This is a genomic window from Kaistia hirudinis, from assembly GCF_014196455.1.
Classification (GTDB): Bacteria; Pseudomonadota; Alphaproteobacteria; order Rhizobiales; family Kaistiaceae; genus Kaistia; species Kaistia hirudinis.
The window spans coordinates 1-25,437 of record NZ_JACIDS010000009.1; the positions used below are offsets into that span (position 1 = coordinate 1).

Here is a 25,437-nt window from a genome sequence, read left to right on the forward strand (position 1 = left end):
ACGTCAGCACACCGCCTATTCGGGATATTGTATACCGGACCAATCCCCGCGCAAGACCATTCTCGCGCCAAACCAACCACAAGGACGGTGATTTCAGGGGCAATCCGGCGCTCGGAAGGGCATTCCGGTTGCACCGGCGCTTCACCCGTGCGCCTTCAGGCGCCACTTGCGACGCCGATGCGCTTGGACGGACCGAAAATATGCGGTAACAACCTCCTAATTGCATACCGCTCCACTCCTTGACCGATCGAGCATCATGACCCCCATTCCTCCCGAAGGCGCGCGCGGCAACGAGACGATGGTGGCGAGCGGCCATCCGCTGGCGGTGGATGCCGCGCTGCGCGCGCTGGAAGCGGGCGGCAGCGCCATCGACGCGGCAATCGCCGCCGATGCGATCCTCGGCGTGGTGGAGCCGATGGCGACGGGGATCGGCGGCGACCTGCTCGCCATGATCGTGCCGCCGGACGGCGCGGCGCTCAGCTATAACGGCACCGGCCGCGCGCCGGCCGGCCTCACCGCCGATCTGGTCGCGGCGCTGCCGAAGCAGCGCATTCCCGACCGCCATCCGCTCTCGACCACGGTTCCGGGCGCGGTGCGCGGCTGGTTCGACCTGCATGCGCGCTATGGCCGCCTCGCCATGGCGGATCTGCTGGCCCCGGCGATCGCCCTCGCCCGCGACGGCTTCGTGGTCGCGCCGATCTGCGGCCGCGAATGGACCATCTTCGAGAGCGTGATCGCGCGCGACCCGGTCGCCGCTGCGCTCTATCGCGCCGGCAATGTGCCCGGCGGCGGCGACGTCTTCGCCAATCCCGAACTCGCCGCCTGCCTCGCGGCGATCGCGGCCGAGGGCCCCGACGCGTTCTATCGCGGCCGTGTCGCCGAGGCAGTCGAGGCGGCCTCGCGCGCCCATGGCGGCGTGCTGCGGGCGACGGATTTCGCGGCGCATTCCGGCCATTTCGCCGCGCCGCTTTCGACGCGGTTCCGCGGCCTCGACATTCTCGAATGCCCGCCCAACACGCATGGCCTCGCCGTGCTGGAGGCGCTCGCCGCGCTGGAGCCGCTCACCCTCGATCCCGCGGATCCGCAGACGACCCTCGCCGCCGTCGCCGCCATGGGACGCGGCCTCGCCAAAGCGCGCGAGACCGTGGCCGATCCGGCCGGCAACACGGTCTGCACCGTCGTCGTCGATCGCGACGGCCTCGCCGTGACGCTGATGTCCAGCATCTTCAAGCGCTTCGGCTCCGGCATCGGCGTGCCCGGCTGCGGCTTCGTGCTGCAGAACCGCGGCTCCGGCTTTGCCGAGCCCGGCCATATCAACGGCCCGGCGCCCGGCAAGCGGCCCTATCACACGGTGATCCCGGCGGCCGCGCTGAAGGACGGCCGCTTCCATGCCGGCTTCGGCGTGGTCGGCGGCGCGATGCAGCCGCAGGGCCATGTCCAGCTCATGCTGCGCATCGCCGCCTGGGGCGAGCCGTTGCAGGCCGCGCTCGACGCGCCGCGCTGGCGCCTCGAAGGGCCCGGCGAACTCGCGATCGAGCCGGGCACCGACGCGGCGCTGGTGGCGGCGCTCCGCGCCGCCGGCTATGGCGAGCCGACCGGCGGGGAGATCGCCGGCCGCAGCGATTACGGCGGCGCGCAGATCGTCATGCGCGCTGCGGACGGTTCGCTCCGCGGCGCCTCCGACAAGCGCAAGGACGGGACCGCGCGGGGCGCCTGACATCAGACGGTCACCGGTGCCAGCAGGCGACCTTGTGGTCCTCGCCCTTGTTGATGAGCAGGGGCACCTGTAGCGAGCAGCGCTCGGTCGCGAGCGGGCAGCGGGCGTGGAAATGGCAGCCCGACGGCCAATGCGCGACGTCCGGAATGTCGCCGCGATAGATGAGGCGCTTCCGCGCTCTCTGGGTGCGCGGGTCCGGCACGGGCACGGCGGAGAGCAGCGCCTCGGTATAGGGGTGCTGCGGATTGTCGTAGAGCGCGTCGCGATCGGCGATCTCGACCAGACGGCCCGAATGCAGGATCGCCACGCGGTGCGAGATGTGGCGCACGACCGAGAGATCATGCGCGATGAAGAGGTAGGCGATCCCCAGTTCCTTCTGCAGATCCTGCAGCAGGTTGACGACCTGGGCGCGCACCGAGACGTCGAGCGCCGAGACAGGCTCGTCCGCCACGATCAGCTCAGGCTTCAGGGCGAGGGCGCGGGCGATGCCGATGCGCTGGCGCTGGCCGCCGGAGAAGGCGTGCGGATAGCGGTCATGCGCGTCGCGCGGCAGGCCGACGAGCCGCATCAGCTCGCCGATCTCGTCGCGCGCCTCATCGGCATTCTTCACGATGCCATAGACGATGAGCGGTTCGGCGACGATGTCGAGCACCCGCATGCGCGGATTGAGGCTCGCATAGGGATCCTGGAAGACGAGCTGCATGTGGCGGCGGAGCTTACGCAGTTCCTCGCCGCGGACATTGGTGATGTCGCGGCCGCGGAAGAAGATGCGCCCGTCGGCGAGGTCGAGCCGGCGCAGCACGGCGCGGCCGATCGTGGTCTTGCCCGAGCCGGATTCGCCGACGAGGCCGAGCGTCTCGCCGGGCCGGATATCGAACGAGATGTCGCGAAGCGCCTGCACCTTGCTCGGCTTCGACCAGAGGCCGCCGCGGCTGGCCTCATATTCGACCGTCATGCTGCGGACCGAGAGCACCGGCTCGCGATCGGCCAGCGGCGGGAGGGAAAGAGCGGCTGACATGGCGGACCTCAGGTGAGAGCGGCTTCGAGCGGCGGGCTTTCCTGCCAGGCCGGCACCGATGGCCGCCAGCAGGCGGCCGAGGCGCCGGGATGCACGACGGCCAACGGCGGCTGCTCGGTGCAGCGCTCCACGGCGATCGGGCAGCGCGCGCGGAAGGAACAGCCGACCGGCGGCGACAGCAGGCTCGGCGGCGAGCCTTCGATCGCGATGAGGCGGTTCATGCGGTCGTCGAGGCGCGGCGTCGAGCGGATCAGGCCCTGCGTATAGGGATGCGAGGGCCGTTCGAAGAGATCGTCGGCGAGGCCCATCTCGACGATCCGGCCGGCATACATCACCGCGACGCGGCGGCAGAGGCCCGCGACGACGCCGAGATCATGCGTGATCAGGATGACCGAGAGATTGAGCGTCTCCTGCAGGCCCGCAATGAGCTCCAGCACCTGCGCCTGGATGGTGACGTCGAGCGCCGTGGTCGGCTCGTCCGCGATTAGCAGCTGCGGCTCGCAGGCGATCGCCATGGCGATCATGATGCGCTGGCGCATGCCGCCCGAGAGTTCGTGCGGATATTGGTTGGCGCGGCGCGGCGGCGCGGGGATGCCGACGGCCTCCAGCAGTTCGAGCACGCGGGTGCGCGCCTGCGTCTTGGTCATGCCGAGATGGCGCTGCAGCACCTCGGCGATCTGCGCGCCGACGGTGAGCAGCGGGTTGAGCGAGGTCATCGGATCCTGGAAGATCAGCGAGACCTCCTTGCCGCGGATCTCGCGCGCCCGCTTCGGACCGTCTCCGGTCAGCAGCGACTGGCCCTTCCACTTGATGTCGCCGCTGACGATGCGGCCGGGCACGTCGATGAGCCCCATCACGGCCTGCGCCGTGACGCTCTTGCCCGAGCCGGATTCGCCGACGATCGCCAGCGTCTCGCCGCGGCGGATCGAGAGGTCGACACCACGGAGGCCGTGAACGACGCCGGCCCGCGTATCGAACTCGACGCAAAGCCGCTCGACCTCGAGCAGAGGCATGTCGGAAATGGCGTCCATGGTCGTCATGCCTCCACCGGGGCCGGAGCCGGCGCATCGTGCCGCTTGCCGCGACGGCGTTCGGCGGCCTTGGCGCGGGCGAAGCGCTTCTCGCGCTCCTGCGGATCCGTCGTGACGCGCATCCAGTTGGCGAACAGGTTGATGGAAAGGACCGTGATCGAGATCGCCATGCCGGGGAAGGTGATCAGCCACCAGGCGACGAAAATGTAGTCCTTGCCATTGGCGACATCGAGGCCCCAGCTGGTCGCCGGCGGCTGCACGCCGAGGCCGAGGAACGACATCGCCGCCTCGGCGAGCACGACATTGGTGAATTCGAGGATGCCGAGGGTCAGCAGCGGCGAGGTCAGGTTCGGCAGGATGTGCCGGAAGATCACGCGGCCCGGCTTGCAGCCGATCATCTCGGCCGCCTCGACATAGGGCGTCTGGCGCAGCGACAGCACTATGCCGCGCACCACGCGGGCATAGATCATCCAGTTGGTGATCGCGAGCACGACGATCATCGTGACGAGGCCGGGGCCGACCACCGAGACGATCAGCAGGATCATCAGCAGTCCGGGAAAGGCGACTTGGATATCGACGATGCGCATCAGCACCGAATCCGTGCGCCCGCCGCGGAAGCCCGCGACGAGGCCGACCAGCACGCCGAACGCGCCGGCGAGCAGCACGACCGAGACGCCGGCGATCAGCGAGATGCGCGCGCCGGCGATGACGCGCGAGAACACGTCGCGGCCGAGATGATCGGTGCCGAAGATATGGGCCCAGCTGCCGCCCGGCAGCCAGGCCGGCGGCTTGAGGCGCGCCACGACCGATTGGGCCGCCGGATCATAGGGCGTGATCAGTGGACCGAAGATCGCCATCAGGATCAGGAGGACGATGACCGAGAATCCGAACAGGCCGGCCTTGTCGTAGCGCAGCTCCGTGAAAAAGTTGCGGAGCGCGCCGGGCTGGCCGGGAGACGGGGTGGACGATGTGGTGGTGGAGGCTGCCATCGGTCAGGCCAGTTTGATGCGAGGGTCGATGAGCTTGTAGATGACGTCGAGCGTGATGTTCACGAGCACGATGCCGATCGCGACGGTGAAGACGATCGCCTGCAGCAGGAACAGGTCGCTGTGCCGGATCGCCTGCATTGCGGTGAGCCCGAGGCCGGGCCAGGCGAAGACGGTTTCGACCACCACCGTGTAGCCGGCGAGCGCCGAGATGAACTCCCAGCCGGCCAGCGTGATGAAGGGAACCATCGCGTTGCGGAGCGCATGGCCAAACAGGACCTGGCTGAAACGCAGCCCCTTGGCCCGCGCGGTACGCACATATTGCTGGTTGAGCTCGTCGATCACCGAGGAACGCACCAGCATCATCAACCGCGCCGTCGCGGGGACGGCGAGGGTTATGGCCGGCAGGATGAAGTACTGCCAGCCGCCATAGCCCGATGTGGGCAGCAGCCGCCACTTCACCGCCACCAGCATGATCAGCAGCAGGCCGAGCCAGAACTGGGGTAGCGACAGGCCGAACAGCCCGCCGAACACGGTGATGCGGTCGGCGATGCCGCCAGGCCGGATCGCCGCGATCGCGCCGAGCGGCAAGGCGAGGATGATCGCGAGGCCGAGACCGGCCGCGATGAGCTTCAGCGTATTCGGCAGACGGCCCGCGACCACATCCATGGCCGGGCGCCGCTGCCACATGCTCTCGCCGAAATCGAAGGTCGCGAGATCGCCGACAAAGGTGACGAACTGGTCCGCGATCGGCCGGTCGAGCCCGAATTTGTGCTCGAAGGCGGCCCGCTGCTCGTCGGTGGCCGAGAGGGGCAGCATGACCTTGGCCGGATCGCCGACCAGTCGCGTCGCCACGAAGACGACGATCGTGACGCCCAGCACGACCAGAAAACCCTGGAAGATGCGCCGAAGGATGAACGCGCCCATTCCGCAACCTCGCTTGGAACTTCGAAGTGCTTCACCGCCTCGCTAGGAGCGGTGAAGCACCTCGTTCGTTTGCATTGCCGCAATGCCTTCACGCGAGGCTGATGATGCCTCGCGTGAAGGTGTCCGAGGAGGCTCCGATTACTCGGAGACCTTCATTTCCTTGACCATCAGCTTGGCGTCGACGCGCGGCGCCCAGTCGAGGCGCTGCGAGAAGCCGTAGATGTCCTGCATGTTCAGGAGCGGCACGAGATAGTTGTTGTCATGCGCCTTCTGCGTGATCTTCGCGTAGAGCTCCTTGCGCTTGGCAACGTCGGTCTCGACGCGCGCCTGCTTGACCCACTCGGCCATCTCCTCGTCCTTGTTGGACGAAGCGGTGCCGCCGGCCTGATAGGCGAAGGAGGTCTCGCGATCGGCGTCGAGCAGCTCGTTCGAGTTCACGACGAAGACCGCATCGGGACGATGGTTCTTGTCGAAGAGCTGGTTCAGATACTCGCCGAACTCCTCGATCTTGAACTCGACGTTCAGCCCGGCATCCTTCCAGTAGGAGCCGACGGCCTCGATCAGCTCGCGATCCTTGAGCCAGCGGCCCGCCTCGCCGACGATGGTGATCGTCTTGCCTTCGGCGCCGGCTTCCTTGATCAGGGCCTTGGCCTGCGCGGGATCATAGGGATAGGGCTCGATCGCCTCGTTGAAGCCGAAGGCGCGCGGATTGACGAGCTGGCCCTTGGTCGGCGTCGCATAGCCGCCATAAAGGCTGTCGGCGAGCGCCTTGCGGTCGATGGCGAGGTTCAGCGCCTTGCGGACGCGCTCGTCCTTCGTCGCCTCGTTCTCCGTCGACAGGATGATGACGGCCGTCTCGACGCCCTGCACGGCGGCCGACTTCGGCACCGAGGAGACGAATTCCGGCAGCAGATTGGTGATGACGTCGAGCTCGCCGGCCATCAGGCCGGACATGCGCGTTCCCGGCTCGCCGATGAAGCGGAAATGCACTTCGTCGATCGTCGGCTTGTCGCCCCAGTAATCCGGGTTCTGGTCGAGCACGACTTCCTGGCCGCGCGTCCAGCTCGCGAGCTTGTAGGGGCCGGTGCCGGCCGGCTCGGTGGCGAATTTCGGATCGCTCGAATACTTCGCCGGAACCATCTTCATCCAGTACATGCGCGACGGCAGGATGGGGTCCGGACCCGACGTCTTGATGCGCACGGTGAGGTCGTCGACCTTCTCGGCGCCGGTCAGCGTGCCGAAATACGACATCTGCTCGGATGCGAAGGCCGGATCGATGATGCGGTCGACGCTGACGACCACGGCGTCGGCGTTGAACGGCTCGCCATTGGTGAACTTGACGCCGGGGCGCAGCTTGAATTCCCACGTCGTCGCGTCGATCTGCGTCGGCGGAGCTGCTGCGAGGCCGGGGACGAGCTCGCCCTGCGGCGTGCGCATCATCAGCGTCTCGTAGATATTGTCGTTGATGGCGCGCTCACCGCCGTCGTCGCGCTTCTGCGGGTCGAGCGTCGAAGCCTCGGAGCCGACCGCGATGGTGACCTGCGAGGCATGCGCAACCCCTGCGAACGGCAATGAAACCGCCGCCAGAAGCGCCACTCTGGAAAGCACTCTTCTTATTTTCATCATCCGCTCCGTTGCTCCAAGGCAATGGTTGTGGCGCAGCCCTGCGCTGCACCACGAGGCGGATCGACGGCATTCCCCGGGACCGCAGATTGGACATTCTCCAAATCCGAGTCAAGTCGTCAGTATACAACGCAATGATCTGGATCAAACTGGCCGGAAATCAACGCTGCGGCGGCGAAGCGTGACCGGTGCACGCTCTACGCAGCTGCGGCCGGCGGTGGTACCGGCGCCTCATCGAGGGCCTCGGGGACAAAAGCTCGGATTGCCGCCGCTATTCTCAGCACATGCCGTGTTTCTGGCCATGGGCCTCAAGGGCGTCGCGAAGGCTTGAATCCCAAGCGGGAATGGGTCTGCCGCGCTGCCGCCCATGAACAAAAAAAGGGCTGTTCGGCCGCAATTGTATACGACATACTGAATACATCGGATCGCGGCATTCCCCGGCGGCGCTTCCGGACCATGCGACAGGATCGTTTCCGCCTCAAGGCCATAAGAGCCGGCGGAAGCCGTCAGGCGCCAATCGCCGCGGCGAGACGCTCTTCTTAGGTGTGGTCCATCTTGGATGCACCGAGCGGCGCGCGTCCATAGCGATTGTTCGCCTCGAGCAGCTTGAGGATCGTCGCCACGAAGCGTTCGCGCTCATCCTCGTCCAGCGATTCGAGCAGCCGCGTCTGCGCCCGCGCCATGGCGGGGTGCATGCGCCCGACCAGTTCCTCCCCCTCCGGCGTCAGCCGCGCCAGAACCATGCGGCGATCCGCACGGCTGCGCATCCGCGCGACGAAGCCCCGCTGTTCGAGGCGCGCCAGCACATCCGCGACATTGGTCCGGTCGATCCCGAGCGCATTGGCGAGCGAGATCTGGTCGGTATCGGGATTGGTCGAGAGAATGGTAAGCAGCCCGTATTGCACGGGGGTTATCCCGAACTCGGCGCATTCCTCGAAGAACAGCGCATAATGGATCTGGTGCAGCCGGCGCACGAGATAGCCGGGCCGCTTCCAGAGCGGCAGCCGCTCGGCCAGGGCCTGAAGGATCGGGTTGGGGCCGACCTCGGCCACCGGCGTTCCGCTCGCCCCCTCGCGCTTTGCTGCCGGTTCGGACCCCTTCAATCGCAACTCCCATCGCCAGATGCAGCGCCGCAAGGCGCTCGCCCGCGCGCAGGATAGACCGAGACGGGCGAGCGCTACAGCCCGCCTGTCGCCTTGGGGCCCAAGCAGGCACATCCGCCGCCGGCGCGCATTGTCCGAGATAAAAAAGGATGTATACTGATGATTATCGGATGGGCGGCTTCCCCATCGACGCCTTCCGCGCACGAACTCTCATTCTCACGACAGTCCCGACCGAAGGAGCGAACTCATGGCCCAGGAACCTCTCGCCAAGAAGGGCAACTTCCTGCACATCTACGACTTCATCGTCGAAGCCGGCCGCGAGGAGGAGTTCATCAAGCTCTTCGAGGAATTCGACTATTCCGACGGCAACCCGATGCACAAATCCTCCGCCCAGGTGAAGGATGGCGTGCTGTGCCGCGACACGGAAAACCCGCAGCGCTTCTTCCTGATCGCCGAATGGGCCGACATCGTCGAGCATGCGCGCATCCGCAAGATTCTCGCCGAGGAGATCAAGCCGGCCTTCGTCGGGCTGATCGAGGGCCGCAAATTCGTGCCGAAATATGTCGAGGTCGTCTCGTCGACCCCCGACGAGATTCTGAACGCGGCTGCCGCCTCCGCCTGATGCGGACGCTCTACACCTTCTTCCGGTCCTCGACCTCCTACCGCGTGCGCATCGCGCTCGCGGTCAAGGGGCTGGAATGGGAGCCGCGCTATATCAGCCTGCCGAAGATGGAGCATCGCTCCGCCGCCTATATGGACATCAATCCGCAGGGCCTCGTGCCGGCGCTGATCGACGGTGGCCTGCTGCTCGCGCAAAGCCTCGCCATCCTCGAATATCTCGACGAGGTCTATCCCGAACCGCGGATCCTCCCGGACGATCCCGCCGAGCGCGCCTATGTCCGCGGCCTCGCGCAGATCGTCGGCTGCGACATGCATCCGCTCAACAATATCCGCGTGCTCAAATGGCTGAAGGCCCGCTGGGGCTTCTCCGACGACGACACGAATGAATGGTACCGGCACTGGATCGCCGAGGGCCTGCGGGCCTTCGAAGCGACGCTGGTCCGCGAGGACCGGCACGGGCTCTATTGCCTCGGCGACGCGCTGACCATCGCCGATATCTGCCTCGTGCCGCAGGTCGCGAATGCCCGCCGCTTCGCCTGCGATCTCGCCGCTTTCCCGCTCACGACCGCCATTGCTGATCGCACCGCCGCGTTGCCGGCGGTCGAGAGCGTCGCGCCGCAGACCCAGGCCGACGCATTCTGAAGCAGCCCGGCCCGCCGCCGGACGCGGCGCCCTCAGGCGACGCGCTGACCCGCCAGGCTCTGCTTGTCGTAGCCGGCGACCTTCTTGTAGCTGTTGGTGATCGCGGCGAGTTCCTCGGCCGAGATGACGTCCTCGATGCGGTCGAACGGCTTGTCGCCGCTCCTCAGATACACCTCGCGCAGGATCGCATCCGGCGGCGTGGTGCGGTTGGTGCGCACCACCTGCGCCGTCGCCGCGAGGCGCTTGTCCTCATAGAGCTTCAGCGCTGCCTCCGCGTCGGCATTGTCCGCCAACGCATCGGCGAGCGCGCGCGCGTCGAGGATCGCCTGGCCGGCGCCGTTCGAGCCGCGCGGATACATCGGATGGGCGGCATCGCCGAGCAGCGTGATCCGCCCGAAGCTCCAGCGATCCAGCGGATCCTTGTCGACCATCGGATATTCGAGGATCGAATCCGCCGCCCGGATCAGCGCCGGCACGTCGAGGAAATCGAAGTGCCAATCGTCGAAATAGCCGATGAAATCCTCGATCCGGCCCTGCTTGTTCCAGTCCTGCCGGTCGTGATCCGGCGTCTCGACCTCGGCGACCCAGTTGATCAACTGGTTGCCCTCGGCGTCGATATTGTTGCGGATCGGATAGATGACCATCTTGCCATGCGTCAGCCAGCCGGCGCGGACATAGCTCGCGCCGGTCAGATAGGGCTTCCAGCGTGTCACGCCGCGCCACATGTTGACGCCAGAATAGATCGGCCCACCATCGCCGGGATGCAGCTGCTTGCGCACCTGGGAATGGATGCCGTCGGCCCCGATCACGGCGATGCCCTCGACCGTCTCGGTGTCGTCGTCGCGCCCGCCGATCGTGAAGGTCGCGCTCGCCTTGCCGTCGCCCTGGTCGACGCGCACGCAGCGCCGCCCGGTGACGACGCGACCCGCGCCCGCCTCGGCGACATAGGTCCGGTAGAGGATCTGCTGCAGGTCGCCGCGATGGATCTGGAACTGCGGCCATTCATAGCCGGCATAGGTTCCGACCGGCTCCTTGTAGACGAACTGCCCGAAGCGGTTGAAGAAGCAGGATTCCTGCGCCGTCACGGCCACGGCGGCGAGCGCGTCGCGCAGCCCGAGCTCGCAGAGCTCCCGGCTCGCATGCGGCAGGATGCTGATGCCGACGCCGATCGGCCGGATCTCGTTGGCGCTTTCATAGACGCGGGTGGAGATGCCGCGCCTGTGCAGCATCAGGGCGAGGGTGAGGCCGCCGATTCCGGCGCCGACGATGATGACGTCCATGGAATGCTCCTTGCCAGGTTCGCGGAACCTCGGGCTTCGATCCCCACGATACTAATCGACGGTCCGCCCGGCCTGTCAAGAAAAAGGGGGTATACTGACGGAATTTTGTATACCGAATTTGGCGGAGCCCGTTAGGATCGTGATGCCATCCCATCAGACAGGAGACCAGCAGTGAGCGCAGCCTTCGACCGTGTCGTGATCATCACCGGGGCCGCCAGCGGAATTGGCGCGGAAACGGCGAGGACGCTGGCCAAGCCGGGGACGGCGCTCCTGATCCACACACGCAAGAACGAGGCCGGCCTCGCCGCGGTGGCCGAAAGCTGCCGGTCACTGGGCGCGCAAGTCGCGACGCATATGGGCGATCTCGGCGATCCCACGGTGCCGGCCGCGCTCGTCGCAGCCGCCCGCGCTGCATTCGGCCGCGTCGACCAGATCGTCTCGAATGCCGGCCAGGCGAAGCGCTCCCGCTTCGGCGAGCTGACGCCTGAGGAACTCGTCGCCGCCTTCGATTCCATGCCGGTCGCGTTCCTGCGCCTCGTCACCGCGGCGCTGCCCGACATCGAGAGCTCGGCCTGCGGCCGCATCGTGGCGGTGAGCTCCTTCGTTGCCCACATCTTCGGCACGGCCGGCCTCAATTTTCCGGCGACATCGGCGGCGAAGGCGGCGCTCGAGGCATTGGTCAAATCGCTCGCCGTGCAGCTGGCGCCGACGGGTGCGACCGCCAATGCCGTCGTGCCGGGCTTCACGCGCAAGCAGGGCGGCGGCCATCTCGCCGCGACGCCGGATTCGCTGAAGACCGCCGTGGCGGTCACACCGACCGACCGCTTGACCGACCCGGCCGATATCGCCGCTACGGTCGCCTTCCTGCTCTCCCCGGGCGCGCGGCAGATCACCGGCCAGGCCATCCATGTGAATGGCGGCCTCAACCTGCCGTGACGTTCAGGCGCCGAAGCGGCTGGGACTGAAGCCCGCAATCTCGATCGGCGGCGTCCGGTCCGTCACGAGATCGGCAACGATCCGGCCCGTGAGCGGACCATTGGCGAAGCCGACATGGCCGTGGCCGAAGGCGAAGACGAGACCGGGGTGGCGCGCGGCGCGGCCGATCACCGGCCGCCCGTCCGGCGTCGAAGGGCGGCTGCCCATCCAGGGCGCCGCCTCGATGGGCTCGGTCAGCGCGATGGTGCGGCCAGCATCGGCGGTCACGGCCTCGATCTGCCGATAATCCGGCGGATCGTCCGGCCGCGCCAGTTCGACGCCGGTGAGCACGCGGATCGCGCCTTCCATCGGCGACATCACATAGCCGCCGGCGGCGTCATGCACCGGACGGCCGAGGACGACGTTCCCGGTTGGGCGATAGTGACGGTGATAGCCGCGTTCGGCCGCGAGCGGGATATGGTAGCCGAGCTGCCGTGCCAACCGGTCGGACCGCGCACCGGCGGCGAGCACGACGAAGCGCGCCTTGAGTGTTTCACCGGCGCCGCTAACCGTGAAGCCACCCTCGTTCGCCATCAGCCTGTCGACGGTGCCGGTCACGAAGCGGCCGCCGCGCTCCGCCACGGCGCGGGCATAGAGCGCCACCAGCGCGCCGGGGCTTTCGACCGAGCCGCTGTCGGCGAAGAAGATGCCATCGGTGAAGCGCGGCGCCAGATGCGGTTCCAGTTCGCGGATCGCGTCGGCGTCGACGGGTTCGGCCCGGACGCCGTGCTCGGCCAGGATCGCGCGCTCCAGCGCCGAGCCCTCGAAGGCCGCGCGAGTGCGATAGAGCCGGAGCCAGCCATTGCGGCGGATCATGTGGCGCGCGCCGAGGCGCTCGGCGAGCGCGACATGGCTGTCGAAGGCGCGGGCGACCAAAGGATCAAGCACCGCGGCGCTGGCGCGCCAATGCGCCGCGTCGGCGGCGGCGAGGAAGCGCCGCGTCCAGGGCAGGAGATGCGGCAGCGAGCCGAGGCGGACGCGCACGCCGATATCGCGGCCGAGCGCATAGCCGGCGAGGCGGCTGCGGATGCCGGGGCTTGCGACCGGAAAGATCGAATTGCGGCTGAGCACGCCGGCATTGCCGAACGAGGCCCGACCGCGCTCGTCGCCCGGATCGACCAGGACCACGCGCAGGCCGGCATCCTGGAGATGGAACGCCGCGGCGAGGCCGACAATGCCGGCTCCGATGACGACGACGTCTGCGTCATGCCGCGAGATCAAATCCACACTCCAGGGGTTGCTTCTCCGCCGGCAGGTCGCTCCCCTCCCGGCGCGAGCGTTCCGTACATGGATCGGCAGGAAAGCGATAGCGTGCAATCGCGCGTCACGCAGAGGGCCGAGGCCCTTTCGGTCACCTTGCGCGATCGCAATGCGGGAGCGGGATTGGACTTGCAGACTGGCAAGCTCCTATAGAGGGAGACCCGGCGCGCCGCGATGTGGCGGCCGGCCAAGGAGCAGGATCAATGCGTGCGGATCTCTCGGTTCGATCGGCCTCGGCGCTTCCCGCCGAAGAAGACGAACGGGCGGCTTCGATCGACGAGACGGGCATCCGCCGCCTCGTCTATGGCTTCTATGACGCGGTGCGCGGGGACCCGCTGCTCGGGCCGGTCTTCAACCGCGAGATCGCCGCCGAGGAATGGCCGCAGCACCTCGAGACGATGTGCGCGTTCTGGTCCTCCGTCCTGCTGCGCACCCGCGGCTATGACGGACGCCCGATGCGGCCACATCTCGGCCTCGCCGACATATCGGACGCGCATTTCCAGCGCTGGCTGGATCTTTTCAGCGTGGCGGCCCGCAATGCCTTCGACGAGGCCGGCGCCGCGATCGTGCTCGCCTATGCCGAGCGCATTGCGCAGAGCTTCCGCCTGGGCATCGCGATGCACCGGGGCGAAAGCACGGTCCACATGCGCCCGCTGGCGGCCCGGCCGCAGCCGGACTGAGGCGCCCGCCAGCCCTACCGTGCGGTTCGGCCGGAGCGATCCGGGACCGCGACGCGGAAGCCGGGGCCGGTGTCGATCACCGCATCCGTGCCGAGATGGGCGAGCAGGAAGCGCATCGCCGCGGGCGTGACGGCGACGCAGCCCTCCGTCGGCAGGAAGCCCGGCCTTGCGATGTGGAGGAAGATCGCGCTGCCGCGCCCCTTGGCGCGGCGACGGAAGTTCCAGTCCAGCACCACGACGATATCGTAGAGCCCGTCGGCCCGCGCCATCGCCTCATGGCTCGCCGCATAGGGCAGCCGCACCGGACGGTTATAGTTCCTGTCCGCCGGCGCATCGCACCAGCCGTCATCCGGCCGGATTGCCCGGACGGGCAGGCGGGTGCGCGGCGGGCGCACGCGATCCGCCCTATAGAGCACCTCGACGAGCGCCAGCGCACCCACCGGCGTCACGCCATCGCCCTCCCGCTTGCCGCCGGCGATCCCGGAGCGGCCGAGCGCGCAGGGAAAGATGTGGCCGGCGAAGGCGAGCGTGCCACGATGCCGCGCGCCGGGCGCACGGCGAACCCACAGAATCGAACGGCTTTTGCGGGCCATGCGGCGGACCCTCATTGTTCACCCTTGCTTGCGCCACGGCGCGGTTGGGGGCTACATCTTGACGAGATTCGGAACGGACGATCTCCGGTAGGCGGGCCCGGAGCTTGGAGTAAGGATGTAGCATGGCGGCCAGGCGGATACTCGTTGTCGACGATGACGATCTGTTGCGCGAGAGCCTCGTCGAGCAATTGTCGCTCTATGAGGAATTCGAGCTGATCGAGGAGCCGACGGCGACCAAGGGAATCCAGCGCGCCCGCGGCGAGCAGATCGACCTGATGATCGTCGATGTCGGCCTGCCCGACATGGACGGCCGCGAGGCGGTGAAGCTGCTTCGCAAGGGCGGCTTCAAGGCGCCGATCGTGCTGCTGACGGGCCATGATTCCGAATCCGACACGATCCTCGGCCTCGAATCGGGTGCCAACGACTATGTGACGAAGCCCTTCCGCTTCGCCGTCCTGCTCGCGCGCATCCGCGCACAATTGCGCCAGTTCGAGCAGAGCGAGGACGCGACCTTCCAGATCGGCCGCTATACCTTCCGTCCGAGCGCCAAGCTGCTGCTGGACGAGAAGGGCCAGAAGATCCGTCTCACCGAGAAGGAGACGTCGATCCTCAAATATCTCTACCGCGCCGGCGAGAAGGTGGTCGGCCGCGACATCCTGCTGCACGAGGTGTGGGGCTATAATTCCGGCGTCACGACGCACACGCTGGAAACGCACATCTATCGCCTGCGCCAGAAGATCGAGCGCGAGCCCTCGGTCGCCGAACTCCTCGTCACCGAGGCGGGCGGCTACAAGCTCGTTCCCTGAAGGAAAGCCAGAGGGCCATGACGCTCGCGGACGACATCGCCCTCATCATGCGGGTTCCGCTCTTCTCCGATCTGTCGGGCGATCATCTGCGGCTGCTCGCCTTCAGCGCTGTGCGCCTCGAGCTGCCGGCGGGCCAGGTCCTGTTCCGCGCCGACACGAAGGCCGCATCGGCCTTCGTGATCATGAAGGGAGAGATCGCGTTCACGCGCGAACGCGACGAGAAGCAGGAGGAGCTCGGCCGTTACGGCGCGGGCGCGCTGCTCGGCGAGACCGCCCTCTTCACCGAGACCCTGCGGCCGGCGACGGCAACGGCCGTCGTCGAAACCGAGGTGATCGAGATCGACGGTTCGCTCATCCGCCGCATGCTGTCGGAATATCCCGAACTCGCCGTGAAGCTCTATGCGAAGCTGCGCGAGCGTTTCGGATGGACGCTCGCCGAACTCGGCGCCGTGGGAGCGAAGCTGGAAATTCTCCGCTACCCCGGCGCGAGCTGAGAGGCCTCAGCGGCGGAAACCGCCGCCGCCGAAGCCACCGCCACCGAAGCGGCCGCCGCCGAACCCTCCGAAGCCGCCACCGCCGAAGCGGTCGCCGCCACCGAAGTCCCCGCCTCCGAAACGATCGCCGCCGAAATCGTCGCCGCCGCCGAAGCCGCCGCTGCGATCGAAATTGTCGACGCGGTCCTGGCCGGCGCTCTGGAACTGGCGCTGATTGTCGAGATCGCTCGTCGTCGCGCTGTCGTGCTCGCTCTGCCAGCCACTGTCCGTATGGGTCTGCCAGCCATCGGTATCGCTGTACTGATGGACGTTGCCGTCGTGATCCGTATAGACGTTGCCGTTGTTCCAGCCGACGGCGTTGCCGGTCTTGGTGTTCGCGACGACACCGCGGCTCGCCGCGTCGATATGGCCATTGTCGTCGGTGATGCCGGATTCGCTCGCATGGGCGATGCCGGTATTGGCATTGTAGCTCGCCGACTGGCGGCCGGCGGCACCAAAGCCCGTATAGGGGTTGTAGACTGCGCCGGAGCGGCCGGCGAAATCGGTGCCGCGGGCAGTCTCGCCGGCGACCGAGCGGGTCGACCACTCATTGCCGGTCCAGGCGTTATAGCCCCAGCTATGCGTAGCGGTCGCCACGCCGCCCCAGCGGCCATAGATATTCGTCTGCTCGACGTTCACATGGCTCCACGTGCCGCCCCACGGGCCGGCGCCCCAATAGGGACCCCAATAGGGTGCCGCACCGCCCCAGGCATAGCCGGCGGCGAAGCCGAAGGCGAAACCGACGGCCGAATCGAGCGCGAAATTGGCGCCATAGCCATAGGTCACCGGGCAGCCATACCAGACCGCGCCGACATAGCCCGCGCAGGGATAGCCGGTGCCGTAGACGACGAGACCGTCGGAGATGTTCACGCCGAAATAGCCCGGCGTATAGCCGACCACGACGGTATCCGGCGTCGCGGAATAGATCTGCACATAGGTCACGTAGTGGAGCGGCGACGAGACCGGAATCCCGTAGATCGCGTCGGGAACGATGTCGGCGACGATCCAGGGGCCGAGCGGCGAGGTCGCCACGAACCAGACGCCGTCGGACAGGGCATAGAAGCGCTGCGAATCGAACTCGATGACCGGCGTCGCCGTATTCACCGCATAGGAGAGCCGCGTGCCGGCGATCGGCTCGAATTTCGGCGCGCCGCCATATTTGACGGTCAGCGTCGCCGAGCGATGCACGGTCGCCGTCTGGGGAATGGTGGCGGCAACGGCCGCTTCCTTGGCCTGCGGCGTGCCGGGGACGGAGACGAGCGCCGAGGCGCCCGGATCGTTCGGCGCGATCTTGGCGAAGCTGGCCGGAAGCTGCGTGCCCGGCACGAAGGCCCAGGGATCGCTCGGCCCGCCGCGGCCCGAGAACCAGCGACCGGAGATCAGCACGTAATAGAGATTGCTGTCGGGATCCAGAAAGACGGTGTGGTCGCTGTTCGACATGCGCAGCAGGCTCGAGCCCGTGACCGGGGCCATCTGCGGCTCGCCCGTCGTCAGCACCAGCTCGGTCGGCTGTGTCTCGACCAGGATCTGCGGCGGCTGATCCGGCTTCTTGCCGCCCTCGGGCAGCATGGAATCGGGCGCGTCGGCCTGCGCCGCCACCTTCGCGGCATCGGCCAGGCCCTGGCTGATCTGGCTCGTCTCGACCCAGTTCCCGTCGAGGCTCGGCGACTGGTACCAATAGCCGGCGACCTGCACGTGATAGATGTTGTCGGAGCCCTGCAGGATGAGCGCGCGCGTGTTCATCACGCGATTGAAGGTCGATGCGCCCTCCACCGGCTTCAGCACCGGATCGCCGGCGATGAGCACCAGATCGGTCGGCACCGAACGGAAAACGATGTGCGGCGGGTCGTTCTTGACCGGGACATTGAGCTCGGCCGTCAGCTCCTTGCCGGCGGCATAGCTGGTCTCGAGATGATCGAGGGCGACGGTCCAGCCCTGCGTCGGGATGCGCGACTGCAGCGTGCTCTTGAGCAGCGCCTCCTGGGCCGGGTCGGTCGGCACATCGACCTTCACGACCGAAACCTGATTGAGATAGGCGAGGCGCGAGGGCTTGTTGATCGAGACCTCGGCCGAGAAATGCGCCGTGCCATAGACCGGCGTGCCGTTTTTGGGACCGAGCGCGATCGCAGCGCGGCCGCTGATCTGGTCGCCGGACCATTGCTCGATCAGCGGCTGATAGACCTCGAGCGTCTGGTCGCCGACCGGAAAGCTGCGCGGCCAGGCGAGCGCCTGCGCCGCGGTCTGGGCCGGCTGGGCAGCCTGGGCAAAGGCCGGGCTCGTCGCGATCGGCGCGACGATCGGCGTCAACGCCGTCGCCGCAAGCGCGACAGCGAGAAGGAATCCACGGTTCGACATTCGCAGTGCTACCCCCAAGGAGCGTTCGGTCTTGTCCGATCCGCCGGAGGCGCCCGCTTTCGGACTCTTCCGGCGGGCTTCAATCGATTTCCCCGCCTCAGCGATGAGCCTTCACGGTTGCAGCAGCGTGACGGTCGCCGAGCAGGATATAGCGCAGGAACGCGGCGTCGTCATTGTCGAGGCCGCGCCGGGCGAGTTCGACATACTCGACCGATTCCGGGCGCGTCAGCCCACGGAGGCACTCCTGGCCCTCGACGTCCAGCGTCAGAGCGCCATCGCGCTGGTAGCGGCTGCGCTCAGCCTCCAGCAGCGGCAGGAGGTTGATCTCCGCCGGGCCCGTGCCGCGCATCCGCCGGCTGGAGGAAACCGGGCGCTCGCGCCGCGTGGGCGCGGCGTTGGGCCCGGGACTGTGTTCACCGCCTGGTCGTCCGACTCCGCGCTGCACGGTCTGGGTTCCTCCCGACATCGGGCCGATATCGTTCCCCGATTCCTAGGCTCGAACCCTTTACGAAACGAGAATCCGGTCAGTCCGGATCCTCGCGATGCATGTCGTGCACCGTGACGCCGACGTCGCGCGGCGGCGGTTCCAGCCATGCGGTATGGGCGAGCGTCTTCAGCGTGTCCTCGAGCCCGCTATCCCAATGTTCCTGCATCGATCGCGCCGAAAACTCGTAGTCCGCCGCCTGGCTTTCGTAATTCTTGCGCTGGTAGATGAGGTGGATGATGTTGACCACGCCGGCCTCGGCGAAATCGGCCAGCAGCGCGCGATCCTCGTCCGTGCGCTCGGCCTCCGGCACGCGTTCGAGCGCCTCGGCGAGCTTCATCTTCAGCTTGTGCACGCGACGGAAAGTATCGGTGTTGTGCCGGGTCCGGCTCGAATAGGCGATCTCCTTCTGCCGGGCGATCACGTCGCGCATGCTGCGCGGCAATTCGCCCCGCGAGCTGAACAGATCGACCTGGAATACGAGCGAGCTGCGGTCCTCTTCCTGTTCGAGCAGATGCTGCAGCGGCGTGTTCGAGACGATGCCGCCGTCCCAATAATCCTCGCCGGCGATGCGCACGGCCGGCAGGCCCGGCGGCAGCGCGCCGCTGGCCATGATGTGCTCCGGCCCGATCTCGATCTCGTCGCTGTCGAAATAGACGAAATTGCCGGTCCGCACATTCACCGAGCCGACGCTGAACCGCTTCGCGCCGTCGTTCAGGATGTTGAAATCGACGAGCGCCTCCAGCGTGCCGCGCAGTTCCGAGGAATCGTAGAAGCTCGTCGCTCCGTCCGCGCCCGGCGGCAGCAGCCAGGGGTTCGGGAAGCGCGGCTTGAAGAAGCCGGGCTGTCCCATCAGCACGGTCATCGTCGCGCTCATCCGGTTGCGCATGTCGCGCTCGAAATCGCTGTAGGCCTGGGCCGGCCAGGCGTTGCGACCCGAGACGGTTTCCCAGAACTGGCGCAGCCGCGGCAGGCGATCGCTCGGATGGTTGCCCGCGACGATGGCTGCATTGATCGCGCCGATCGAGACGCCGGAGATCCAGTTCGGCTCGCACCCGGCATCGGCGAGCGCCTGGTAGACGCCGGCCTGATAGGCGCCGAGCGCGCCGCCGCCCTGGAACACGAGGGCGACGCGGTCATATTTCGCCGATATCGCGGCGATCGAGGGGCCTTCCTTGCCCTTGCGTTTCAGCATGTCGCGCCCTCCGCTCAGCTCTCGGGCGCCAGATAGTCATAGACCACGGAGCCGAGGCCGAGGGTCAGGTCGGCCTTGAAGTGCACGGCGGACAGCACCTCCAGGACCGGAAGGCGCGCGACATCGCAGCTCACATGGGGACGGAGATCCAGCGCCGCCGGGCCCGAATAGGCCCATTTCAGCGTGATGTCCTCGGTGTAGTAGCGCACCAGCTCGCAGATGCGCGGCGTGCCGTCGACATGCGGGATGATCTTGATCAGGAAGTTCGGCGCCTGCAGCGATGCGAGGATGGCCTTCTCGTCCGCCGGCTGGTGCTTGTAGCCCATCGTGCCGATGGCGCAGAGCACGCTGCCATAATGCAGCGTGCCGACGATCACTTCGCTCTCATGGCTGATCTGCGGCTTGGCGAGCTTCTTCGGGAAACCCCAGAGCTCGCGCCCGCCGGCGATCGGCGCATCGTCGTCGAGATACATCGAATGGACATAGCCGCCGCTCTGCCCGTTGAAGCGGACAGGGATCACCTGGCCTGTCTCGGTATAGTCGCCGAAGCCGGTCGAGTCCGGCATGCGGATGAACTCGTATTTCACGATCGGATCGACGATCTCGAGCGGCGCGGGCACCACCGCCTCCAGCGCCTCGCGGCTGGTGCGGTAGGTGATCACGATGAACTCGCGATCAAAGAAACGATACGGCCCCCGCGGATAGGACGGGTTGTTCAGCGGCATCGCATAGGCGCGGCGCCGGACCTCATCGATGTCCATCTTCCACTCCCTCGCTGACGGCGCGGCGCAATGCCGGCCGCCCGGTTGTGCTGCAGAGCAACATAATGCCCGAAGCTTAACCGTTCGGCCATGACCGAGCGAAGACGGGTGTCAGGCGGTCAGCGTGCGGCGGACGGCATCGTGCCAGCCGGCGAGCTTGCGCTCGCGCTCGTCCGACGTCATCGCTGGGAGGAAGCGATGCTCGCGGCGCCAGCCGGCGGCAAAGCCCGCCTCGTCCGGCCAGACGCCGCGCTGGCGGCCGGCGAGCCAGGCGGCGCCGAGCGCCGTGGTCTCCAGCACGACCGGACGGTCGACGGGCGCATCGAGAATGTCCGCCAGCCGCTGCATGGTCCAGTCGCTGGCGACCATGCCGCCATCGACGCGCAGCACCGTATCCCCGGCCGAGGCCCAGTCGCGCCGCATGGCGTCGAGCAGGTCGCGGGTCTGGAAGCAGACGGATTCGAGCGCCGCCTTGACGATCTCGTTCGGCCCGCTCGACCGCGTGAGGCCATAGAGCGCGCCGCGGGCATGGGCATCCCACCAGGGCGCGCCGAGGCCGGTGAAGGCGGGCACGAGATAGAGCTGCTGTTCGGGATCCGCGGCGTCGGCCATCCCGCCGGACTGATCGGCGCGCTGGATGATGCCGAGCCCGTCGCGCAGCCACTGGATTGCCGATCCGGCGACGAAGATCGAACCCTCGAGCGCATAGCTCGTCTTGCCATCGAGGCGATAGGCGATCGTGGTCAGCAGCCGGTTGCGCGAGGCGACGCGCTCAGTGCCGGTGTTGAGCAGCGCAAAGCAGCCCGTGCCATAGGTCGCCTTCATCATGCCGGGGCCGAAACAGGCCTGTCCGAGCGTCGCGGCATGCTGATCGCCGGCAATGCCCGCGATCGGCACGGCCGTACCGAGAATCGCCGGATCGGTGGAACCGAAATCTGCGGCGCAGTCGCGCACATCGGGCAGCAGCGCGCGCGGCACGCGGAACAGGCGGAGCAGGTCCTCGTCCCATTCGCCGCGGGCGATGTCATAGAGCAGCGTCCTCGACGCATTCGTCGCGTCGGTGGCGTGCACGGCGCCGCCCGTCAGACGCCAGAGGAGATAGCTGTCGACCGTGCCGAAGGCGAGCTCGCCGGCCTCGGCGCGGAGACGAGCGCCGGGGACATTGTCGAGCAGCCAGGCGATCTTGGTTGCCGAGAAATAGGGATCGAGCAGCAGGCCGGTCCGCTCCGTGACCAGCGCCTCGGCGCCCTCCGCCTTGAGGCGTTCGCAGACATCCGCGGTGCGCCGGTCCTGCCACACGATGGCGCGATGAATGAGCTGCCCGCTGGCGCGGTCCCAGATCAGTGTCGTCTCGCGCTGATTGGTGATGCCGATGCCGGCGAGGTCGGAGGCCGCGATCTTGGCCCCGGCCAGGGCGAAGCGGATCGTCTCCAGCGCCGTGCGCCAGATATCCTCGCCATCATGCTCGACCCAGCCCGAGGCCGGAAAATGCTGCGGGAATTCCTGCTGGCCGACGCCGCAGATGCGATAATCGGAATCGAAGACGATCGACCGCGTCGAGGTCGTGCCCTGATCGATCGCGAGAATGAAGCCGCTCATAGATCCTCCCCATGGTCTCGCGAAACCTCGGGCGGGTCGAGATGTCGCGCTTCTCCTCCGAAGCCTTCGCTCTATAGCGGCGTTCAGGGCGAGCGACCACCGGCATCACCACACCCATCCGTGACGGACCGTGCCGATTGAAACGAGATTTCCCCGCACCATTGGTTATGGTGGAGCGGCGGAGGAGCGCAACGGCATGACGGAATCGAGCGTGCAGTCGGGCGAGCGCCAGGCCGAAGAAGGGCTCGGCGCTGAGTTCACGGAATTTGCCAGGCAGTTCAAGGGCTTCATCGGCGCCCTCTGGTATTCCTCCGGCCGGCGCACCTTCCTGCTGCTGACGGGCGGCATCATCACGGTCATCGTCGCCACCGCCGGCATGCAGGTGGTGCTCAACGCCTGGAACAAGCCGTTCTACGACGCGATCGAGCAGAAGAACGTCCACCTCTTCCTCTATTACCTGCTCCAGTTCTGCGGCATCGCCGGCGTCCTGCTCGCGCTCAACGTCGCGCAGGCCTGGCTCAACCAGACCATCACGCTGCAATCGCGCAAATGGCTGACGCGGGACTTGCTCGATCAATGGCTGGCGCCGCGGCGCCTGGTACTGCTGCAGGAAGCCGGCGACATCGGCATCAATCCAGACCAGCGCGTGCATGAGGATGCCCGCCATCTCGCCGAGCTGTCCGCCGGCCTCGGCATCGGGCTGTTCCAGTCGACCTTGCTGCTGATCGGCTTCATCGGCGTGCTCTGGGTGCTTTCGAGCGGCATCGTGCTGACCTTCGACGGCACCAGCATCGTGGTGCCCGGCTACATGGTCTGGTGCGCGCTGATCTTCGCGACCACGGGCTCGCTGGTGAGCTGGCGCGTCGGCCGGCCGCTGATCGCGATCGGCGTCGAGCGCTATGCCCGCGAGGCGGATATGCGCTTCGCCCTCGTCCAGGTCAGCGAGAATGCCGACGGAATCGTGCTCAATGCCGGCGAGCAGGATGAAAAGTCGCGGATGAACGACGAGCTCGAACGGGTCGTCGCTATCACACGCCGTCTGGTCTCGTCGATCACCAAGCTCACCTGGGTCACGTCGGGCTATGGCTGGCTCGGCATCGTCGCGCCGATCGTCATCGCCGCGCCGGGCTATTTCGGCGGCCAGCTCTCCTTCGGCCAGCTGATGATGGTCGTCGGCGCGTTCAACCAGGTGCAGAACTCGCTGCGCTGGTTCGTCGACAATTTCAGCGCCATCGCCGACTGGCGCGCCACGCTGTCCCGCGTCATGGCCTTTCGCGAGGCGCTGGTCGACATCGAAAATCCGCCTGCGGCCAGCGAGCGGATCGACTACCGCTTCGGCGAGAACAGCCACCTCTCCTTCGATCATGTCCGCATCGTCACCTCGGGTTCGGAACTCCGGCTCGAGGAGGACAACGTCACGATCGATCCGGGCGACCGGGTCGCGGTGATCGACCGCACGGGCACGGGCCGCAGCGCCTTCTTCTCCGCGCTCGCAGGGCTCTGGCCCTGGGGCGCAGGCTCCATCGAACTGCCCTCGCGCGACAAGGCGATGTTCCTGCCCGAGCGGCCCTATGTCCCGGACGGGTCATTGCGCGCCGCAATCACATATCCCAGCACCGCCGGACGCTTCACCGATCCGGAGCTGGTCAATGCGCTCGAGCGCGTGGGGCTCGGACGCCTCTCGACCTCGCTCGACCGGCGCTCGCGCTGGGGACGGGAGCTTTCCTTCGACGAGGAGGAGCGGCTGACCTTCGCCCGGCTGCTGCTGCTGAAGCCGGAATGGATCTTCTGCGAGCAGTCCATGGACCAGATCGAGGAGAATCTGCGCGAAATCCTGCGCTCGATCCTCGACGGCGAGCTGGCGAAATCCACCTTCGTCACCCTGTCCCGCGCTCCCTCGACGGACCCGTTCTATAATCGCTCGGTCCAGCTGGTGGCGACACCGGTGGACGAGGCCGCAATCGAGGTGGAGAAGCCATGATGGCGAAGACCGGACAGCGGACGGCGCGGGACGGCGCGACGCTCGACGACGAGGCGTTGCTGGACAAGGTGCAGCGCCAGACGTTCCGCTATTTCTGGGATTTCGGCCACCCGGTGAGCGGCCTCGCCCGTGATCGCTTCGGCGGCGATGACGAATGGACCGCGACCGGCGGCACCGGCTTCGGTGCCATGGCGATCATCGTCGCGGCCGAGCGTGGCTGGATCGAGCGCAGCGAGGCCGTCGAAAGGCTGCACCGCATCGTCGGCTTCCTGCAGCGCGCCGACAGCTATCACGGCGCGTTCCCGCATTTTCTGAATGGCAGCACGGGCCGGACCATCCGCTTCTGGGGCAAGGATGACGGCGCCGACATTGTCGAGACCGCGCTCCTGCTGCAGGGCCTGCTCGCGGCCGAAGTCTATTTCGATGGCGACGGCCGCGAGGCCGCTTTGCGCGGGAAGATCGCCGGCCTCGCCCGGTCGGTCGAGTGGAATTGGTTCACACAGGGCGGCCGCGAGGCGCTCTATTGGCACTGGAGCCCGAATAACGGCTTCGCCATGAACCACGAACTGCTCGGCTGGAACGAGTGCCTGATCGTGTTCGTCCTCGCGGCGGGCTCCGAGGACTACGCGATCGGGCCGCGCGTCTATCACAATGGCTATGCCCAGAGCCGCACCTTCATCAACCGCCGCCGGCACGAGGGCATCGAGCTACCGCTCGGCCCCGATGGCGGCGGGCCGCTCTTCTTCGCCCATTATTCCTTCTGCGGCCTCGATCCGCGCGGCCTCACGGACGCCTATACCGACTATTGGCGCCAGAACCTGGCGCATGCCCGGATCAACTACGAATATTGCGTCCGCAACCCGAAGGGCTATGCCGGCTATGGCCCGGATTGCTGGGGCCTGACCGCGAGCGACAGCGTGCATGGCTATTCAGCGCATGCGCCCGACAATGATCTCGGCGTGATCGCGCCGACGGCCGCCCTGTCGAGCCTGCCCTACCTGCCGGACGAGGCGATGCGGGCGCTGCGCCATTTTCATGACGATCTCGGCGAGAGGATCTGGCGCGACCTCGGCTTCGTCGACGCGTTCAGCGAGACGGAAGACTGGTATGCGACGACGCATCTCGCCATCGACCAGGGACCAATCATTGCCATGATCGAGAACCACCGCACCGGCCTCCTCTGGAAGCTGGTGATGCGGCATCCGCAGGTGCGGCGCGGGCTCGAAAGGCTCGGCTTCACGAGCCCGCACATCGTCGGCGTCTGACG

23 protein-coding genes are annotated in these 25,437 nt (G+C 67.2%); 9 read left to right on the top strand and 14 right to left on the bottom strand.

Annotated elements, in window-relative coordinates:
- The first annotated feature begins 256 nt into the window (after positions 1-256).
- Entirely contained in the window at positions 257-1,717 is a 1,461-nt protein-coding gene (locus GGR25_RS24220; protein WP_183401484.1) for a gamma-glutamyltransferase family protein, read from the top strand.
- A 10-nt stretch (positions 1,718-1,727) separates the two neighbouring features.
- On the opposite strand, the gene GGR25_RS24225 is transcribed toward GGR25_RS24220, so the two are convergent.
- The 6 genes from GGR25_RS24225 to GGR25_RS24250 all read right to left on the bottom strand — a co-directional run bounded on the left by GGR25_RS24225 (position 1,728) and on the right by GGR25_RS24250 (position 8,405).
- Positions 1,728-2,735, bottom strand: a complete 1,008-nt coding sequence (locus GGR25_RS24225; protein WP_183401485.1) for an ABC transporter ATP-binding protein — start codon at positions 2,733-2,735, stop codon at positions 1,728-1,730.
- 8 nt (positions 2,736-2,743) lie between these two features.
- A complete protein-coding gene (locus GGR25_RS24230) occupies positions 2,744-3,766 on the bottom strand; it encodes an ABC transporter ATP-binding protein (protein WP_246410318.1) in 1,023 nt (340 codons plus the stop codon).
- A gap of 5 nt (positions 3,767-3,771) precedes the next feature.
- Complete coding sequence (locus GGR25_RS24235; RefSeq protein ID WP_183401486.1) at positions 3,772-4,755, bottom strand: ABC transporter permease; 984 nt, start codon at positions 4,753-4,755, stop codon at positions 3,772-3,774.
- Positions 4,756-4,758: 3 nt separating this feature from the next.
- Positions 4,759-5,679 (bottom strand): ABC transporter permease, encoded by a 921-nt coding sequence (locus GGR25_RS24240; RefSeq protein ID WP_183401487.1) that lies wholly within the window; start codon positions 5,677-5,679, stop codon positions 4,759-4,761.
- A 138-nt stretch (positions 5,680-5,817) separates the two neighbouring features.
- The gene (locus GGR25_RS24245) at positions 5,818-7,305 is read right to left on the bottom strand and encodes an ABC transporter substrate-binding protein (protein ID WP_183401488.1); all 1,488 of its coding nucleotides are present in this window, start codon (positions 7,303-7,305) and stop codon (positions 5,818-5,820) included.
- 536 nt (positions 7,306-7,841) lie between these two features.
- On the bottom strand, positions 7,842-8,405 hold the full coding sequence (locus GGR25_RS24250; RefSeq protein WP_246410320.1) for a MarR family winged helix-turn-helix transcriptional regulator: 564 nt from the start codon (positions 8,403-8,405) through the stop codon (positions 7,842-7,844).
- A gap of 247 nt (positions 8,406-8,652) precedes the next feature.
- On the opposite strand from GGR25_RS24250, the gene GGR25_RS24255 reads away from it, so the two are divergent.
- Together GGR25_RS24255 and maiA are read left to right on the top strand one after the other, a co-directional pair.
- On the top strand, positions 8,653-9,027 hold the full coding sequence (locus GGR25_RS24255; protein WP_183401490.1) for a hypothetical protein: 375 nt from the start codon (positions 8,653-8,655) through the stop codon (positions 9,025-9,027).
- Positions 9,027-9,668, top strand: a complete 642-nt coding sequence (gene maiA / locus GGR25_RS24260) for a maleylacetoacetate isomerase (RefSeq protein ID WP_183401491.1) — start codon at positions 9,027-9,029, stop codon at positions 9,666-9,668. Before GGR25_RS24255 ends, maiA begins: the two co-directional genes overlap by 1 nt.
- A gap of 32 nt (positions 9,669-9,700) precedes the next feature.
- Here maiA and GGR25_RS24265 read toward each other — a convergent pair whose 3' ends face one another.
- On the bottom strand, positions 9,701-10,948 hold the full coding sequence (locus tag GGR25_RS24265; protein WP_183401492.1) for a flavin-dependent oxidoreductase: 1,248 nt from the start codon (positions 10,946-10,948) through the stop codon (positions 9,701-9,703).
- A gap of 171 nt (positions 10,949-11,119) precedes the next feature.
- Between GGR25_RS24265 and GGR25_RS24270 the strand changes: the two genes are divergently transcribed.
- Positions 11,120-11,884: an SDR family oxidoreductase gene (locus tag GGR25_RS24270; RefSeq protein ID WP_183401493.1), complete on the top strand. Its 765-nt coding sequence runs from the start codon at positions 11,120-11,122 to the stop codon at positions 11,882-11,884.
- A gap of 3 nt (positions 11,885-11,887) precedes the next feature.
- On the opposite strand, the gene GGR25_RS24275 is transcribed toward GGR25_RS24270, so the two are convergent.
- A complete protein-coding gene (locus GGR25_RS24275; RefSeq protein ID WP_183401494.1) occupies positions 11,888-13,144 on the bottom strand; it encodes an NAD(P)/FAD-dependent oxidoreductase in 1,257 nt (418 codons plus the stop codon).
- 242 nt (positions 13,145-13,386) lie between these two features.
- Here GGR25_RS24275 and GGR25_RS24280 point away from each other — a divergent pair, with 242 nt between their 5' ends.
- On the top strand, positions 13,387-13,863 hold the full coding sequence (locus GGR25_RS24280; protein WP_210300102.1) for a group III truncated hemoglobin: 477 nt from the start codon (positions 13,387-13,389) through the stop codon (positions 13,861-13,863).
- 14 nt (positions 13,864-13,877) lie between these two features.
- Here the strand turns inward: GGR25_RS24280 and GGR25_RS24285 are convergent, their stop codons facing one another.
- Positions 13,878-14,456 carry a L,D-transpeptidase family protein gene (locus GGR25_RS24285; protein ID WP_183401495.1) on the bottom strand — a complete coding sequence of 193 codons (579 nt, stop codon included), beginning with the start codon at positions 14,454-14,456 and terminating at the stop codon, positions 13,878-13,880.
- 122 nt (positions 14,457-14,578) lie between these two features.
- Between GGR25_RS24285 and GGR25_RS24290 the strand changes: the two genes are divergently transcribed.
- The gene (locus tag GGR25_RS24290) at positions 14,579-15,262 is read left to right on the top strand and encodes a response regulator transcription factor (RefSeq protein ID WP_183401496.1); all 684 of its coding nucleotides are present in this window, start codon (positions 14,579-14,581) and stop codon (positions 15,260-15,262) included.
- A gap of 17 nt (positions 15,263-15,279) precedes the next feature.
- A complete protein-coding gene (locus tag GGR25_RS24295) occupies positions 15,280-15,756 on the top strand; it encodes a cyclic nucleotide-binding domain-containing protein (RefSeq protein ID WP_183401497.1) in 477 nt (158 codons plus the stop codon).
- A gap of 6 nt (positions 15,757-15,762) precedes the next feature.
- Here GGR25_RS24295 and GGR25_RS24300 read toward each other — a convergent pair whose 3' ends face one another.
- From GGR25_RS24300 to glpK, 5 genes are all read right to left on the bottom strand, one after another.
- A complete protein-coding gene (locus GGR25_RS24300; RefSeq protein ID WP_210300104.1) occupies positions 15,763-18,150 on the bottom strand; it encodes a carbohydrate-binding family V/XII in 2,388 nt (795 codons plus the stop codon).
- A 97-nt stretch (positions 18,151-18,247) separates the two neighbouring features.
- A complete protein-coding gene (locus GGR25_RS24305) occupies positions 18,248-18,499 on the bottom strand; it encodes a hypothetical protein (RefSeq protein WP_183401498.1) in 252 nt (83 codons plus the stop codon).
- 175 nt (positions 18,500-18,674) lie between these two features.
- Positions 18,675-19,829 carry a DUF3734 domain-containing protein gene (locus tag GGR25_RS24310; RefSeq protein ID WP_183401499.1) on the bottom strand — a complete coding sequence of 385 codons (1,155 nt, stop codon included), beginning with the start codon at positions 19,827-19,829 and terminating at the stop codon, positions 18,675-18,677.
- Between the two features lie 14 nt (positions 19,830-19,843).
- Positions 19,844-20,590, bottom strand: coding sequence for an acetoacetate decarboxylase (locus GGR25_RS24315; protein ID WP_183401500.1), 747 nt, complete (start codon positions 20,588-20,590; stop codon positions 19,844-19,846).
- Positions 20,591-20,701: 111 nt separating this feature from the next.
- Positions 20,702-22,189, bottom strand: coding sequence for a glycerol kinase GlpK (gene glpK, locus GGR25_RS24320; RefSeq protein ID WP_183401501.1), 1,488 nt, complete (start codon positions 22,187-22,189; stop codon positions 20,702-20,704).
- 196 nt (positions 22,190-22,385) lie between these two features.
- On the opposite strand from glpK, the gene GGR25_RS24325 reads away from it, so the two are divergent.
- Positions 22,386-24,170, top strand: coding sequence for an ABC transporter ATP-binding protein/permease (locus tag GGR25_RS24325; protein ID WP_183401502.1), 1,785 nt, complete (start codon positions 22,386-22,388; stop codon positions 24,168-24,170).
- Positions 24,167-25,435: a glucoamylase family protein gene (locus GGR25_RS24330; protein ID WP_343068163.1), complete on the top strand. Its 1,269-nt coding sequence runs from the start codon at positions 24,167-24,169 to the stop codon at positions 25,433-25,435. The genes GGR25_RS24325 and GGR25_RS24330 overlap by 4 nt, the downstream gene beginning before the upstream one ends.
- Positions 25,436-25,437: the final 2 nt, after the last annotated feature.

Excerpts from the sequence above, each read along its gene's own strand:
- GGR25_RS24265 (WP_183401492.1), bottom strand. The coding sequence starts at position 10,948 with ATGGACGTCATCATCGTCGGCGCCGGAATCGGCGGCCTCACCCTCGCC.
- GGR25_RS24330 (WP_343068163.1), top strand. The coding sequence starts at position 24,167 with ATGATGGCGAAGACCGGACAGCGGACGGCGCGGGACGGCGCGACGCTC.
- GGR25_RS24310 (WP_183401499.1), bottom strand. The coding sequence starts at position 19,829 with ATGCTGAAACGCAAGGGCAAGGAAGGCCCCTCGATCGCCGCGATATCG.
- glpK (WP_183401501.1), bottom strand. The coding sequence starts at position 22,189 with ATGAGCGGCTTCATTCTCGCGATCGATCAGGGCACGACCTCGACGCGG.
- GGR25_RS24230 (WP_246410318.1), bottom strand. The coding sequence starts at position 3,766 with ATGGACGCCATTTCCGACATGCCTCTGCTCGAGGTCGAGCGGCTTTGC.
- GGR25_RS24315 (WP_183401500.1), bottom strand. The coding sequence starts at position 20,590 with ATGGACATCGATGAGGTCCGGCGCCGCGCCTATGCGATGCCGCTGAAC.
- GGR25_RS24325 (WP_183401502.1), top strand. The coding sequence starts at position 22,386 with ATGACGGAATCGAGCGTGCAGTCGGGCGAGCGCCAGGCCGAAGAAGGG.
- GGR25_RS24225 (WP_183401485.1), bottom strand. The coding sequence starts at position 2,735 with ATGTCAGCCGCTCTTTCCCTCCCGCCGCTGGCCGATCGCGAGCCGGTG.
- GGR25_RS24305 (WP_183401498.1), bottom strand. The coding sequence starts at position 18,499 with ATGCGCGGCACGGGCCCGGCGGAGATCAACCTCCTGCCGCTGCTGGAG.
- GGR25_RS24280 (WP_210300102.1), top strand. The coding sequence starts at position 13,387 with ATGCGTGCGGATCTCTCGGTTCGATCGGCCTCGGCGCTTCCCGCCGAA.
- GGR25_RS24235 (WP_183401486.1), bottom strand. The coding sequence starts at position 4,755 with ATGGCAGCCTCCACCACCACATCGTCCACCCCGTCTCCCGGCCAGCCC.
- GGR25_RS24240 (WP_183401487.1), bottom strand. The coding sequence starts at position 5,679 with ATGGGCGCGTTCATCCTTCGGCGCATCTTCCAGGGTTTTCTGGTCGTG.
- GGR25_RS24255 (WP_183401490.1), top strand. The coding sequence starts at position 8,653 with ATGGCCCAGGAACCTCTCGCCAAGAAGGGCAACTTCCTGCACATCTAC.
- GGR25_RS24300 (WP_210300104.1), bottom strand. The coding sequence starts at position 18,150 with ATGTCGAACCGTGGATTCCTTCTCGCTGTCGCGCTTGCGGCGACGGCG.
- GGR25_RS24220 (WP_183401484.1), top strand. The coding sequence starts at position 257 with ATGACCCCCATTCCTCCCGAAGGCGCGCGCGGCAACGAGACGATGGTG.
- GGR25_RS24285 (WP_183401495.1), bottom strand. The coding sequence starts at position 14,456 with ATGGCCCGCAAAAGCCGTTCGATTCTGTGGGTTCGCCGTGCGCCCGGC.
- maiA (WP_183401491.1), top strand. The coding sequence starts at position 9,027 with ATGCGGACGCTCTACACCTTCTTCCGGTCCTCGACCTCCTACCGCGTG.
- GGR25_RS24290 (WP_183401496.1), top strand. The coding sequence starts at position 14,579 with ATGGCGGCCAGGCGGATACTCGTTGTCGACGATGACGATCTGTTGCGC.
- GGR25_RS24245 (WP_183401488.1), bottom strand. The coding sequence starts at position 7,305 with ATGATGAAAATAAGAAGAGTGCTTTCCAGAGTGGCGCTTCTGGCGGCG.
- GGR25_RS24295 (WP_183401497.1), top strand. The coding sequence starts at position 15,280 with ATGACGCTCGCGGACGACATCGCCCTCATCATGCGGGTTCCGCTCTTC.